The sequence below is a fragment of the Citrobacter sp. CK188 genome, from assembly GCF_030333525.1.
Classification (GTDB): Bacteria; Pseudomonadota; Gammaproteobacteria; order Enterobacterales; family Enterobacteriaceae; genus Citrobacter_B; species Citrobacter_B koseri.
Genome location: NZ_JAOWFU010000012.1, coordinates 85,963 through 101,000, shown reverse-complemented (window position 1 = coordinate 101,000; position 15,038 = coordinate 85,963). Strand labels below are relative to the sequence as shown.

Genomic DNA, 15,038 nt, shown 5'->3' with positions numbered 1-15,038 from the left:
TATGAAGAGAGAAATCGGTGGACGAACTGACATCGCAAGCCCTGACGGCATTTACGACGCGTTATTGCGACGCATGGCATGAGAAACACAACAGCTGGCCGCTCAGCGAAGAGCTGTATGGCGTGCCTTCCCCGTGCATTATCTCTTCGACCAGCGATGCCGTTTACTGGCAGCCGCAGCCGTTTGAAGGCGAGGCGAATGTAAACGCGGTTGAACGCGCATTTGATATTGTGATACAACCTGCGGTCCATGCTTTTTACACCACGCAATTTGCCGGGGATATGTACGCGCAGTTCGCGGATGAAAAGCTGACGCTGCTGCAAACATGGAGCGCAGATGACTTCAGACGCGTTCAGGAAAACCTGATCGGCCATCTGGTCACGCAGAAGCGTCTCAAGTTACCGCCTACGCTTTTTATCGCCACGCTGGAAAATGAACTTGAGGTCATTTCGGTGTGTAATCTCTCTGGGGAAGTTTGCAAAGAGACCCTGGGAACGCGCAATCGTACCGTTCTGGCCGCCTCTCTTGCGGAATTCCTGACTCAGCTTAAGCCGCTTCTGTAATCCACTTTGCCAGACACCGTGTGAGAGATCTCTTACATACCCTGTGAGAGATCGCCAGATAATAAGCGAATACTTATCTCATGGTGTTAACTATAATTCCTTTAATATTAATGAGTTGAGTTAACAATCCTGCCTTTCATATGAAAATATCCTTAAGGCATTGTCTGTAAGTGTCTTGTAAGACAAGGCGAAACAGGCGATTCTATACCTGTCGACAAGGAGTCGCACAACGAAGCGAACGTCAGGATGATGGCGCTTCAGCAGGACACGCCAGGATGGTGTTACAAGGACAGGCTTCAGGATGAAGCAAAGTGGAAAACGCCGGATGCGTTAAGGGACACCTCCAGGACGGAGAACGAGAGCCGGGCAGGATGTTCGGTGGGTCAGGATGGCCAGGACACTTCAGGATGAAGTCGATTCACATCGGGGTGATGTGAGCAGGATGCAAATTGTTCAGGATGAGCAGGTCGCAAGACCACAGGAAAAGTTGTCACGGATGAGCAGGGAGCACCAAAAGTAGCCGGAATGCTGCGAAACGAACCGGGAGCACTGTTTTTACAGTGCTCCCTTTTTTTATTTCGTCTTCACTGATGCTATTCTTCGCGCCAGTTTTTCATCACTGAGGTTAATTTCATGACGACTCATGACCGTGTGCGCCAGCAGCTCCACGCGCTGGAAGCCCTGCTGCGTGAACATCATCACTGGCGGATGGACGAGCCGCAGGCCCACCTGTTTACCAGCACGCAACCTTTTTGTATGGATACGATGGAACCGCTTGAATGGCTGCAATGGGTGCTGATCCCCCGTATGCACGCGTTGCTTGATAACGCGCAGCCGCTTCCGCAAGCCTTTGCTGTCGCGCCGTATTATGAAATGGCGCTGACGGCCGATCATCCTCAACGCGAGGTGATCCTGACGACATTGCAGGATCTGGACGCGCTGTTTACGCGCGATAACGTCTGATGCTGGAAATCCTCTATCAGGATGAATGGCTGGTGGCGGTGAATAAACCGTCTGGCTGGCTGGTTCACCGCAGCTGGTTGGATCGCGACGAAAAAGTCGTGGTGATGCAAACCGTACGCGACCAGATTGGTCAGCACGTCTTTACTGCCCACCGGCTCGACAGGCCGACTTCCGGTGTCCTGCTGATGGGGCTTTCCAGCGAAGCGGGGCGCTTGCTGGCGCAGCAGTTTGAGCAGCATCAGATTCAGAAACGCTACCATGCGATTGTGCGCGGCTGGTTAATGGATGAGGCCGTTCTGGATTATCCGCTGGTGGAAGAACTGGATAAGATTGCCGATAAATTTGCCCGCGAAGATAAAGGCCCGCAGCCTGCCGTGACCCATTACCGGGGGCTGGCGACGGTCGAAATGCCGGTGGCGACCGGGCGTTATCCGACAACCCGCTACGGTCTGGTGGAACTGGAGCCGAAAACGGGCCGTAAACACCAGCTCAGACGTCATCTCGCGCATTTACGCCATCCGATTATCGGCGACAGCAAACACGGCGATTTACGTCAGAATCGCAGCGCCGCAGAGCATTTTGGTTGCCAGCGCTTAATGCTGCACGCCAGTCAACTGACGCTTACCCACCCCTTTACCGGTGAACCGCTGATCCTGCGCGCCGGTCTGGACGACGTCTGGATGCAGGCGTTATCACAGTTTGGCTGGCGCGGACTTCTCCCTGAGAATGAAAGGGTTGAGTTTAGTGCGTTGTCCCGGCAGGATGAAAATAATCAGGCTTAAATCAGGGAGAAAACGTTAATGGCGGAAATTGGTATTTTTGTCGGCACCATGTATGGAAACTCGCTGTTGGTTGCCGAAGAGGCCGAGGCGATCCTTACCGCGCAGGGGCATAAAGCAACCGTCTTTGAAGATCCGCAACTGAGCGACTGGCAGCCGTATCTGGATAAAGTTGTGCTGGTTGTGACATCGACGACGGGGCAGGGCGATCTCCCGGACAGCATTGTGCCGCTGTTCCAGGGAATAAAGGACAATCTCGGTTTTCAGCCAAATCTGCGTTACGGCGTGATTGCGCTGGGCGACAGCAGCTACGTTAATTTTTGCAATGGCGGCAAACAGTTCGATGCGCTGTTGCAGGAGCAAAGCGCGCAGCGTGTTGGGGAGATGCTGTTGATTGACGCCAGCGAACACCCGGAGCCGGAGAGCGAATCCAACCCCTGGGTCGAAAACTGGGGAACATTGCTCTCCTGAGCAAAACCCAGCTGGATGGCGACGTCCGGTCTACATGCGCAGTCTTTTGGCCTGATAAGCGTAGCGCCATCAGGCATGTGCCCTAAAACCCTTTCATACGAAAGGGTTTTCAGAGGCATTTTCATAGGGTCAAGCGACCCGTTTCACACTCCTCTTCTTTTGCTTCTCGCACCCTGTCTGTTTACCTCTTCGTTTTTCATTTCCGTGAAGTGGCTTCCATTGCCCTGGGCTTTTGCCACAAACATACGTGATACGCTGCCGAAATACTGTGTTGTTGCACGGTGAGAGTGCGAGGTGTGCTTTTTATACTTCTCGTGCCAGTTATTAAAAATGCAGTACACAAGGCAAACGACCTCATAAAAAGCTGCAAAAAAACACGAAACGTCATCTCTGATTCCCTACCGGTTGTGCAGTTCAGAGTGAGCGTAGATAACGCGAAAATTCAGGAGTGCAACAATGAGTTCATTAAGTCACGTGGTGAGCGGCGCGGAAAAACGCACCAATGCCCGCTACTGGATAGTGGTGATGCTGTTTATCGTCACATCCTTCAACTATGGCGACCGCGCCACATTGTCCATTGCCGGATCGGAAATGGCCAAAGATATTGGTCTCGACCCGGTAGGCATGGGGTACGTGTTCTCCGCTTTCTCATGGGCCTACGTGATCGGGCAAATCCCCGGCGGTTGGCTGCTCGACCGTTTTGGTTCTAAACGTGTCTACTTCTGGTCCATCTTTATCTGGTCCATGTTTACCCTGTTACAGGGCTTTGTGGATATCTTCAGCGGTTTTGGCATCATCGTGGCGCTGTTTACCCTGCGATTCCTGGTCGGGTTAGCCGAAGCGCCATCTTTCCCCGGCAACAGCCGAATCGTCGCGGCCTGGTTCCCGGCGCAGGAGAGGGGAACGGCGGTGGCGATTTTCAACTCCGCGCAATACTTTGCCACCGTTATCTTTGCGCCAATCATGGGCTGGCTGACCCATGAAGTGGGTTGGTCGCATGTCTTCTTCTTTATGGGCGGTCTGGGGATCGTGATCAGCTTTATCTGGCTGAAAGTGATCCATGAACCAAACCAGCATCCCGGCGTTAACAAAAAAGAGCTGGAGTACATTGCTGAAGGCGGCGCGCTGATCAATATGGATCAGAAAGATACGAAGGTGAAAGTCCCGTTTAGCGTGAAATGGGGCCAAATCAAACAGCTGCTGGGTTCCCGCATGATGATCGGCGTCTATATCGGCCAGTACTGCATTAATGCGTTGACCTATTTCTTTATCACCTGGTTCCCGGTTTATCTGGTGCAGGCGCGTGGCATGTCGATTCTGAAAGCGGGGTTCGTCGCTTCCGTCCCGGCTATTTGCGGCTTCGTGGGCGGCGTGCTGGGCGGCATTATTTCCGACTGGCTGATGCGTCGTACCGGCTCGCTGAACATCGCCCGTAAGACGCCGATCGTGATGGGGATGCTGCTGTCGATGGTGATGGTGTTCTGTAATTACGTCAACGTCGAATGGATGATTATCGGCTTCATGGCGCTGGCCTTCTTCGGTAAAGGCATTGGCGCGCTGGGCTGGGCAGTCATGGCGGACACCGCGCCGAAAGAAATCAGCGGCTTGAGCGGCGGCTTATTCAACATGTTTGGCAATATTTCCGGCATCGTAACGCCAATTGCGATTGGCTACATCGTCGGCACGACCGGCTCGTTCAATGGCGCGCTGATTTACGTTGGCGTCCATGCGCTGGTGGCGGTACTGAGTTACCTCGTGCTGGTCGGGGATATTAAACGCATCGAACTGAAACCTGTAGCAGGACAATAAATATGACAACGCAATCAAGTCCCGTCATTACCGATATGAAAGTCATTCCGGTGGCCGGACATGACAGTATGTTACTCAACATCGGTGGGGCGCATAACGCGTATTTCACGCGCAATATCGTCGTCCTCACCGATAACGCCGGTAACACCGGCGTGGGTGAAGCGCCCGGCGGCGAGGTGATTTACCAGACGCTGGTGGATGCGATTCCAATGGTTTTAGGCCAGGAAGTGGCCCGCCTGAATAAAGTGGTGCAACAGGTGCATAAAGGTAATCAGGCTGCCGACTTTGATACCTTTGGTAAAGGCGCCTGGACTTTCGAACTGCGGGTGAATGCGGTAGCGGCGCTGGAAGCGGCGCTGCTGGATCTGCTGGGCAAAGCGCTGAATGTACCGGTGTGCGAACTGTTAGGGCCGGGCAAACAGCGCGATGCGGTGACTGTGCTGGGCTACCTTTTCTACGTGGGCGATCGCACCAAAACGGATTTGCCTTATCTCGAAAAAACGCCGGGCAATCATGACTGGTATCACCTGCGCCATCAGGAAGCGCTCACCAGCGACGCGGTTGTGCATCTGGCGCAGGCGGCGCAGGATCGCTACGGCTTTAAAGATTTCAAACTGAAGGGCGGCGTGTTGCCCGGCGAGCAGGAGATCGACACGGCCCGCGCGCTGAAAAAACGCTTCCCGGATGCGCGAATCACGGTTGACCCAAACGGCGCCTGGCTGCTGGATGAAGCCATCGCGCTGTGTAAAGGGCTGAACGATGTGCTCACGTATGCTGAAGATCCGTGTGGCGCAGAACAAGGATTCTCCGGGCGTGAAGTGATGGCGGAGTTCCGTCGTGCGACGGGGCTGCCGGTCGCGACCAACATGATTGCCACCAACTGGCGTGAAATGGGCCATGCGGTGATGTTAAACGCGGTGGATATTCCGCTCGCCGACCCGCACTTCTGGACGCTCTCCGGCGCGGTGCGCGTGGCGCAATTATGCGATGACTGGGGGCTGACCTGGGGCTGCCATTCGAACAACCATTTCGATATTTCCCTGGCGATGTTCACTCACGTTGGCGCTGCCGCGCCGGGTAAACCGACGGCGATTGACACCCACTGGATCTGGCAGGAGGGCGATTGTCGCCTGACGAAGCAACCGCTGGAAATTAAAGACGGAAAAATTGCAGTGCCGGATGCGCCGGGTCTTGGCGTGGAGCTGGACTGGGAGCAGGTGCAAAAAGCGCATGACGCTTACAAAAAACTGCCCGGCGGCGCGCGCAATGACGCAGGCCCGATGCAATACCTGATCCCCGGCTGGACTTTTGATCGTAAACGCCCCGTTTTCGGCCGTCGCTAATTCATATAAGGACTGAATGATGAGTACACAATTTACGACCCCTGTTGTTACCGCTATGCAGGTTATCCCGGTTGCGGGGCATGACAGTATGCTGATGAACCTGAGCGGGGCGCATGCGCCGTTCTTCACCCGTAATATCGTCATTATTAAAGACAATTCTGGTCACACCGGCGTGGGGGAAATCCCCGGCGGCGAGAAAATCCGCCAGACGCTGGAAGAGGCGATCCCGCTGGTGGTGGGTAAAACGCTGGGTGAGTACAAAAACGTGCTGAATGCCGTGCGTCATCAGTTCGCCGATCGTGATGCGGGTGGGCGCGGCTTACAAACCTTCGACTTACGTACCACCATTCATGTGGTCACCGGCATTGAAGCGGCGCTGCTTGATCTGTTAGGCCAACACCTGGGGGTTAACGTGGCATCCCTGCTGGGTGAGGGGCAACAGCGTAGCGAAGTGGAAATGCTTGGCTATCTGTTCTTTGTCGGCAACCGTAAAGCGACGCCGCTGCCGTACCAGAGTCAGCCGGATGAGAAATGCGACTGGTATCGTCTGCGTCACGAAGAGGCGATGACTCCTGATGCGGTCGTCCGCCTGGCGGAAGCGGCATACGAGAAGTATGGCTTTAACGACTTTAAACTGAAGGGCGGCGTTCTGGCGGGAGATGAAGAGGCGGAATCCATTGTAGCGCTGGCGAAACGCTTCCCGAATGCCCGCGTGACGCTGGACCCGAACGGCGCCTGGTCGCTGAACGAAGCAATCCAAATCGGTAAGTACCTGAAAGGCTCGCTGGCCTATGCGGAAGATCCGTGCGGGGCGGAGCAGGGTTTCTCTGGCCGCGAAGTGATGGCGGAGTTCCGTCGCGCGACCGGTCTGCCGACGGCCACCAATATGATCGCCACTGACTGGCGTCAGATGGGGCATACGCTCTCCTTGCAGTCTGTGGACATTCCGCTGGCTGACCCACATTTCTGGACGATGCAGGGATCAGTTCGCGTCGCGCAGATGTGCCATGAGTTCGGCCTGACCTGGGGTTCGCATTCCAATAACCACTTTGATATTTCCCTGGCGATGTTCACGCATGTGGCCGCCGCCGCGCCAGGCAAGATCACCGCGATTGACACCCACTGGATCTGGCAGGAAGGTAATCAGCGTCTGACCAAAGAGCCGTTTGAAATCAAAGGCGGTATGGTGCAGGTGCCTGATAAACCAGGTCTTGGCGTTGAGATTGACATGGATCAGGTGATGAAGGCGCACGAGTTGTATCAGCAACACGGCCTGGGCGCGCGTGATGATGCGATGGGAATGCAGTATCTGATCCCGAACTGGACATTCGACAATAAGCGCCCGTGCATGGTGCGCTGACTGTATTGAACCGGTTTCGTCATGGGGTCGGTTCTTCTCCTGGTGTATGCTTAGTACAGTCAACATGCGTAAGGATGCTTTATGAAAATAGTGATCGCACCGGACTCTTATAAGGAAAGTTTGAGCGCTCTTGAGGTAGCGACCGCCATTGAGGAGGGGTTTCGTGAAATCTGGCCTGATGCGGATTACGTAAAACTCCCGGTTGCTGATGGTGGTGAGGGAACGGTTGAAGCGATGGTCGAGGCCACGGCAGGCCGGATTGTTGATGTTGACGTGACAGGCCCGCTCGGTGACAGCGTGCGGGCATTTTATGGGCTTTCTGGCGACGAGCGTTCGGCCTTTATCGAAATGGCCGCCGCCAGCGGGCTGGAGTTGGTTCCACCGCAATTACGCGATCCGCTAAAAACCACCTCGTGGGGAACCGGCGAGTTAATTCGCCACGCTCTCGATGCCGGGGTGGAACATATTATTATTGGCCTTGGCGGTAGCGCGACGAATGACGGCGGCGCCGGTATGGTGCAGGCGCTGGGGGCGAAATTGCTGGATGCGCAGCACCAGGAGATTACGCAAGGCGGCGCGGCGCTGGAAGCGCTCTCAAAGATTGATATCAGCGGTATTGATAAACGTCTTGCCGCGTGTCGTATCGAAGTCGCCTGCGATGTTACGAATCCGCTGACCGGGAAAGAGGGGGCATCTGCGGTATTTGGTCCGCAAAAAGGCGCCACGCCGGAGATGATTCAACGCTTAGACGATGCGCTGACGCACTATGCCCGGCTGATTTCCCGCGATCTGGATATTAATGTATTCGAACTGGCGGGCGGCGGCGCGGCGGGCGGTCTGGGAGCCGCATTATATGCGTTTTGCGGCGCGGAGTTACGGCGCGGCATTGAGATCGTGACCGATGCCTTGCATCTGGAAGAGTGCGTTGCTGATGCGGATCTGGTTGTTACCGGAGAAGGGCGCATCGACAGCCAAACGATTCACGGCAAAGTGCCTGTCGGCGTGGCAAAGGTCGCGAAACGACATAATAAGCCCGTGATTGGCATTGCAGGTAGCCTGACGGCGGATGTGGGGGTTGTACACCAACATGGGCTGGATGCTGTTTTCAGCGTGATTTATACCATCTGTACGCTGGATGAGGCGCTGGAGAATGCCGCAGAAAATGTGCGCATGGCTGCGCGCAATATCGCCGCCACCCTTAACGTGGGGCAGCATTTACGTTAACAGCCTGATGGCGCTGCGCTTATCAGGCCTACGGTCACGCACCTGTAGGCCGGATAAGACGCGCTAGCGTCGCCATCCGGCATCCCCTCATCCTAATATTTTCTTTGCTTCGCGCGCGACGTTGTCCATCTCATCAAGCAGCTCCAGGAACTCGGGTTCAAGCTCCTCTTCTTTGGTGCCGCTGCGTAACTGCTGCTCAATTAACTGGCACAAGTTTTTCATGCGCGGCACCCCGCTGTAGCCGCAACTGCCGTGCAGCGTGTGGATGAGATCCACCAGCCCTTCGGGCGCCTCTCCCACCAGCTGTTCTTCAATTTTGTTACGCACTTCCGGCAGGAAGTCGATGAGCATTTGTAGCAGATCCCGCGCCAGATCGGATTTTCCGGCCGCCTGGCGCAGCGCCAGTTGCCAGTCGAGCGTTGCGTTCGGGTTGACGATAAACTCAGCCGATTCAGCGGCGGGTAATCGGGTTGCTACCACGGCCCCCGGCTTATAGCGCAACAGCAGGCTGTGCAGCTTTTCTTCTTCTATCGGCTTGGCCAGATAGTCATTCATCCCCGCGCTCAGCAGCTTCTCTTTCTGACCCGCCATCGCATGTGCCGTCACGGCGATCACCGGCGTTTGCTGCTGATGCGGAAGCTGATGAATCAGCTCACAGGCGCGGATACCGTCCATATCCGGCATCTGAATGTCCATCAGGATCAAATCAAACTGCATCTGTTTGGCCCGCTCCACCGCCTGATGCCCGCTGTCGCAAAGCTCTACATGCTGGACTTTGTCCTCCAGCAGCGCGCCGATCAGCTTCAGGTTGGCCGGGTTATCGTCGACCGCCATTACCGTCATGGCGATTTTATTCTCATCCGTCAGCAGCGGTTCAACATGCTGATTTAAATGGCAGTATTCCGTCAGCGCTGGCAGTAAACGCGTTGAGGTGAGCGGTTTTAACAGACAGGCCGCCGCGCCGCCTTGCTTGAGTTTTTCGGCGTTAATCTGGGCATGGCAAGGCAGCGCCAGCAGCAGGAAGTCCGTCATGGCGGCGGCTTTTGCCAGCCGTTCTTGCTGCATGGTGAGCGGTTCGTTAAAGGTCACCGGAACGCTGATGAGCAGGATATCGTAGTGATCCAGCGGCAACGCTGAGAACGTCGGGCTGTAGATCACCTCCAGCGGCGTGTCGCTCAGCATATCCAGCGTGCATTGCGCGGCGGTGGCGTTCGGTTCGACGTAGGCCAGCCGTTTTCCGACCAGACAGCGCGTTGGCGGCGCGTCGCTTATCACATTCGGGTTGAGATCGAGATTAATGTGGAACCAGAAAGTGGAACCGCGATTGGGCTGACTGTGGAACGAGATATCGCCGCCCATCTCATTGACCAGTTTTTGCGTAATCACCAGCCCCAGACCGGTTCCGCCATGACGGCGTGAAATGCTGGCGTCCGCCTGGCGGAAAGCCTGGAACAGACGCGACTGGTCGCGCTCGGGAATGCCGATGCCGGTATCGCGGATCTGGATTTCAATCTGTACTTTGGTATTACTGAGCGCGCGCTTTTCAACCAGAATGTCGATATTGCCGCTTTCGGTAAATTTAATGGCATTACCGACCAGATTGGTAATGACCTGCTGCAAGCGCAGCGGGTCGCCGATGACGTTATCCGGTACGTCATTTTTGATGTTTAGCGTGAGTTCCAGCCCTTTGTCATGGGATGAATGCGCCAGCAGCGTCACCACTTCATCCAGCGTGCTGCGTAGCGGGAAAGGAATGCTTTCCAGAATCAGCTTGCCCGCTTCCAGCTTGGAAAAATCGAGCACGTCATTGATGATCGCCAGCAGGTTGTTGGCCGAACGCTCGATAGTATTGAGGTGATCGCGCTGGGTTGTATTAAGTTCGGTTTTTAGCGTCAGACGGGTAAAGCCAATCACGCCGTTAAGCGGCGTGCGCAGTTCGTGCGACATGTTGGCCAAAAACTCAGACTTAATACGCGCCGCTTCCTGAGCGCGCTTCTTCGCCAGATCCAGCTCAACGTTCTGGATCTCCATCTGTTCCAGCGTTTCGCGCAGATCCGAAGTGGCCTGATCGATATTATGCTGCATCTCTTCATGGTAAGCGGCAAGCGACATCGCCATCGAGTTGATGCCGTTTTTCAGCATATCCAGCTCGCCCAGCATAAAGCCCTCGACGCGGCTGTCGAGCTGCCCACGACGAATGCGGTCAACGGTATTGACCATATTACGAATGGGGCCGGTGACGTCGCGCATCAGACGCCAGCCAAAAATTAAGGCAATGCCGATACAGAACAGCATCATCACGCTGGAGATGAAAATCTCTTTGTACTGTTGCAGGCGGACGGACTTGAGATCCAGTTCAAGCGCCACATATCCCAACATATTTCTCGGCGTTTTGGCGTCTGTTACGGGGGATTCGTCCGGTGAATACCTTTCGGAGATAATCGGCGTTCGCAGGATCATAATGTCCCCGTGGCGGGTCACGCTCAGCCTGCGGGGAAACGGCTCCCCGGTGGCGAGCTGCATTTCTGACGGATCGAGATGGAAATTGGATGTGACAAACAGCCGGTTATTCTCGTCATAAACGGAAATGGCGCGCACGATGTCGGAGTGGCGGCGATGGAGAACGCTGATGAGCTGCCCGATTGATTCGCGGTTTTGCAGGTTCATGCCATATTCGCTGGAGACCGCAAGAGGTTCGATAATGCTGGCGCCAGCATCTTCCAGTTGACGCTGCAAGTCGTTATAGCGATGCACAACGAAAAAGATACTGAGCAGTAAACCAATGAGGACGGTCGGGGCCAGGATCAGAATCATCATGCGTGCGCGCAGGCTGTAGTTGGTCATGGAGTTCCGTTATGGGACAATTAGGGTCACACTGTTAAATTGAGAAATATCTCGTCGATGGCGCAATTCTACTCTGCAAAACGACGCGTGACGACGCGTCAGATCATAACCGTTACGGTCAATGACCTCGATCCTTTTGGTCAGGGCGTGGCTCGCCATAATGGAAAGGCGCTGTTTATACCGGGATTACTGCCCCAGGAAAAGGGCGACGTCGTCATTACCGAAGATAAAAAACAGTTCGCCCGCGCGCAAGTTAAGCGTCGCCTGAATAATAGCCCGGAACGGGAAACGCCGCGCTGCCCGCACTTTGGCGTCTGTGGCGGCTGCCAGCAGCAGCATGCCAGCGTCGCGCTGCAACAACGCAGCAAAAGCGCCGCGCTGTCGCGCTTAATGAAATGCGATGTCGCCGAGGTGATCGCCGATACGCCGTGGGGCTATCGGCGCCGTGCGCGTTTAAGCCTGAATTATCTGCCTAAAACTCAGCAATTGCAGATGGGATTTCGCAAGGCGGGCTCCAGCGATATCGTGGATGTCAGGCAGTGCCCCATTCTGGTGCCCCAGCTTGAGGCGCTGCTGCCTCGCGTCAGGGCGTGTCTGGAAAGTTTGCAAGGAAACCGCCACTTTGGCCATGTCGAGCTGGTACAGGCGGGGAATGGCACCCTGATGGTGCTGCGTCATACGGCGCCCTTGAGCGCGGCAGACAGAGAAAAACTGGAACGCTTTTCGCATTCTGAGGGACTGTCTCTGTTTCTGGCCTCTCAAAGCGACATACTTGAACCGCTTACCGGGGAGACGCCCTGGTATGATTCAAACGGGCTACGCTTAACCTTCAGCCCGCGCGACTTTATTCAGGTCAACGAAGGGGTGAACCAGAAAATGGTCGCCCGGGCGCTGGAATGGCTGGATATTCAACCTGACGACCGGGTTCTGGATCTGTTCTGCGGCATGGGGAATTTTACTCTGCCGCTGGCGACGCGCGCCGCCAGCGTTGTGGGCGTTGAAGGCGTTCCGGCGCTGGTGGAAAAAGGCCGGGAAAACGCGCGGCGTAACGGATTACAGAATGTGACATTCTTTCACGAAAATCTCGAAGAAGATGTCACGAAGCAGCAATGGGCGAAAAACGGTTTTGACAAAATTTTGCTCGATCCCGCTCGTGCCGGGGCGGCAGGCGTGATGAAACACATTATAAAGTTAAAACCAATTTGTATTGTTTATGTATCCTGTAATCCTGCTACGCTGGCACGGGATAGCGACGCCTTGTTGAATGCCGGATACCAAATTCAGCGGCTGGCGATGCTCGACATGTTCCCACACACTGGGCATCTGGAATCAATGGTGTTGTTTGAGCGTTTGTAATGAGTCATGGCTTGCTGACTTCGGTAGGCCTGGTCCCTTAAGGAGAGGACAATGGTTGCGGTAAGAAGTGCACATCTTAATAAAGCTGGTGAGTTTGATCCGAAAAAATGGATCGCGAGTCTGAGTATCTCCAGCCAGCAGTCGTGTGAACGCTTAGCCGAAACCTGGGCGTATTGCCTGCAACAGACACAAGGACATCCCGATGCGGAACTGTTGCTGTGGCGTGGCGTGGAGATGGTGGAAATCCTCTCGACGTTAAGTATGGATATCGACACGCTGCGGGCGGCGCTGCTCTTCCCTCTGGCTGACGCCAATGTTGTCAGCGAAGATATCCTGCGCGAGAGCGTGGGGACATCGATCGTCAATCTGATTCACGGCGTGCGCGATATGGCGGCGATTCGTCAGCTGAAAGCGACGCATAACGATTCCGTCTCCTCCGAGCAGGTGGATAACGTTCGTCGGATGCTGCTGGCGATGGTGGACGACTTCCGCTGCGTGGTCATCAAGCTGGCGGAACGTATCGCCCATCTGCGCGAGGTTAAAGACGCGCCGGAAGATGAACGCGTACTGGCGGCGAAAGAGTGCACCAATATCTATGCTCCGCTGGCTAACCGGCTGGGCATCGGGCAACTGAAGTGGGAGCTGGAAGATTACTGCTTCCGCTATCTGCACCCGGCGGAATACAAGCGGATCGCCAAACTGTTGCACGAACGCCGCATTGACCGCGAGCATTACATTGAAGAGTTTGTCGGGCATCTGCGTTCTGAAATGAAAACCGAAGGTGTGAAGGCGGAGGTCTATGGCCGCCCGAAACACATCTACAGCATCTGGCGCAAAATGCAGAAAAAGCATCTGGCGTTTGACGAGCTGTTTGACGTGCGAGCCGTGCGTATTGTGGCCGAACGTTTGCAGGACTGCTATGCCGCGCTGGGGATTGTGCATACGCACTATCGCCATCTGCCGGACGAGTTCGATGATTACGTCGCCAATCCAAAACCTAATGGCTACCAGTCAATCCATACGGTGGTGCTTGGCCCTGGCGGTAAAACCGTTGAGATCCAGATTCGTACCAAACAGATGCACGAAGATGCCGAACTGGGCGTCGCGGCGCACTGGAAGTACAAAGAGGGAGCGGTCTCCGGGGGGGCGCGCACGGGCCATGAAGACAGAATTGCGTGGCTGCGTAAGCTGATCGCCTGGCAGGAAGAGATGGCGGATTCTGGCGAAATGCTGGATGAAGTGCGCAGCCAGGTCTTTGACGACCGGGTGTATGTCTTTACGCCAAAAGGCGATGTGGTGGATCTGCCCGCAGGCTCCACGCCGCTTGACTTTGCCTACCATATCCACAGCGATGTGGGGCATCGCTGCATCGGGGCGAAAATCGGCGGGCGTATCGTGCCGTTTACCTATCAGTTGCAGATGGGCGATCAGATTGAAATCATCACCCAGAAACAGCCAAACCCTAGCCGGGACTGGCTCAACCCGAACCTGGGCTATGTGACGACCAGCCGTGGCCGTTCTAAAATCCACGCCTGGTTCCGCAAGCAGGATCGGGACAAGAACATTCTCGCCGGGCGGCAAATCCTCGACGATGAACTGGCGCATTTGGGCATCAGCCTGAAAGAGGCGGAAAAACACCTGCTGCCGCGCTACAACTTCAATGAGCTGGAGGAACTGCTGGCGGCGATTGGCGGCGGGGATATTCGCCTTAACCAGATGGTGAACTTCCTGCAATCGCAGTTTAATAAGCCGAGCGCCGCTGAACAGGATGCCGCCGCGCTGAAACAGCTTCAGCAGAAAACATACGCCCCGCAGAATCGCCGTAAAGACGATGGTCGCGTGGTGGTGGAAGGGGTCGGCAACCTGATGCACCACATTGCGCGCTGCTGCCAGCCGATTCCTGGAGATGAGATTGTCGGGTTTATCACCCAGGGGCGTGGGATCTCCGTTCACCGGGCGGACTGCGAACAGCTTGTGGAGCTGCGTTCTCATGCACCGGAACGTATCGTGGATGCGGTGTGGGGCGAGAGCTACTCTGCGGGATATTCGCTGGTGGTACGCGTTCAGGCCAACGATCGCAGCGGCTTGTTGCGGGATATCACCACCATTCTGGCTAACGAGAAGGTGAACGTGCTGGGGGTGGCCAGCCGCAGCGACACCCGGCAGCAGCTCGCTACCATCGATATGACCATCGAAATTTACAACCTGCAAGTGCTGGGGCGCGTTCTCAGTAAACTCAACCAGGTGCCGGATGTGATCGACGCGCGTCGTTTACACGGCAATTAATTTTTCCAGGCCGGATAAGCTTTGTAGGCCTGATAAGACG

At 55.5% G+C, this 15,038-nt stretch carries 11 protein-coding genes; 10 read left to right on the top strand and 1 reads right to left on the bottom strand.

The window, feature by feature from the left end:
- The first annotated feature begins 17 nt into the window (after positions 1 to 17).
- The 8 genes from syd (at position 18) to OGV67_RS02355 (ending at position 8,512) form a co-directional block, all read left to right on the top strand.
- Positions 18 to 563 (top strand): SecY-interacting protein, encoded by a 546-nt coding sequence (gene syd, locus OGV67_RS02390; protein ID WP_047461575.1) that lies wholly within the window; start codon positions 18 to 20, stop codon positions 561 to 563.
- 633 nt (positions 564 to 1,196) lie between these two features.
- A complete protein-coding gene (locus OGV67_RS02385; protein WP_058668029.1) occupies positions 1,197 to 1,526 on the top strand; it encodes a YqcC family protein in 330 nt (109 codons plus the stop codon).
- On the top strand, positions 1,526 to 2,308 hold the full coding sequence (gene truC, locus OGV67_RS02380) for a tRNA pseudouridine(65) synthase TruC (RefSeq protein WP_047461581.1): 783 nt from the start codon (positions 1,526 to 1,528) through the stop codon (positions 2,306 to 2,308). Before OGV67_RS02385 ends, truC begins: the two co-directional genes overlap by 1 nt.
- An 18-nt stretch (positions 2,309 to 2,326) precedes the next feature.
- Positions 2,327 to 2,776 (top strand): flavodoxin, encoded by a 450-nt coding sequence (locus tag OGV67_RS02375; RefSeq protein ID WP_012134900.1) that lies wholly within the window; start codon positions 2,327 to 2,329, stop codon positions 2,774 to 2,776.
- A 456-nt stretch (positions 2,777 to 3,232) separates the two neighbouring features.
- Positions 3,233 to 4,585, top strand: coding sequence for a galactarate/glucarate/glycerate transporter GudP (gene gudP, locus OGV67_RS02370; protein WP_286464863.1), 1,353 nt, complete (start codon positions 3,233 to 3,235; stop codon positions 4,583 to 4,585).
- A gap of 2 nt (positions 4,586 to 4,587) precedes the next feature.
- Positions 4,588 to 5,928: an enolase C-terminal domain-like protein gene (locus OGV67_RS02365; protein WP_012134897.1), complete on the top strand. Its 1,341-nt coding sequence runs from the start codon at positions 4,588 to 4,590 to the stop codon at positions 5,926 to 5,928.
- A 19-nt stretch (positions 5,929 to 5,947) separates the two neighbouring features.
- Positions 5,948 to 7,288 (top strand): glucarate dehydratase, encoded by a 1,341-nt coding sequence (gene gudD / locus OGV67_RS02360; RefSeq protein WP_024130902.1) that lies wholly within the window; start codon positions 5,948 to 5,950, stop codon positions 7,286 to 7,288.
- Positions 7,289 to 7,369: 81 nt separating this feature from the next.
- The gene (locus OGV67_RS02355; RefSeq protein WP_047461590.1) at positions 7,370 to 8,512 is read left to right on the top strand and encodes a glycerate kinase; all 1,143 of its coding nucleotides are present in this window, start codon (positions 7,370 to 7,372) and stop codon (positions 8,510 to 8,512) included.
- Between the two features lie 87 nt (positions 8,513 to 8,599).
- Here OGV67_RS02355 and barA read toward each other — a convergent pair whose 3' ends face one another.
- Positions 8,600 to 11,356, bottom strand: coding sequence for a two-component sensor histidine kinase BarA (gene barA, locus OGV67_RS02350; protein WP_012134894.1), 2,757 nt, complete (start codon positions 11,354 to 11,356; stop codon positions 8,600 to 8,602).
- A gap of 57 nt (positions 11,357 to 11,413) precedes the next feature.
- Between barA and rlmD the strand changes: the two genes are divergently transcribed.
- Both rlmD and relA read left to right on the top strand, forming a co-directional pair.
- Positions 11,414 to 12,712: a 23S rRNA (uracil(1939)-C(5))-methyltransferase RlmD gene (gene rlmD / locus OGV67_RS02345; RefSeq protein ID WP_115614469.1), complete on the top strand. Its 1,299-nt coding sequence runs from the start codon at positions 11,414 to 11,416 to the stop codon at positions 12,710 to 12,712.
- Between the two features lie 51 nt (positions 12,713 to 12,763).
- The gene (gene relA / locus OGV67_RS02340) at positions 12,764 to 14,998 is read left to right on the top strand and encodes a GTP diphosphokinase (RefSeq protein ID WP_047461598.1); all 2,235 of its coding nucleotides are present in this window, start codon (positions 12,764 to 12,766) and stop codon (positions 14,996 to 14,998) included.
- The last annotated feature ends 40 nt before the right edge of the window (positions 14,999 to 15,038 follow it).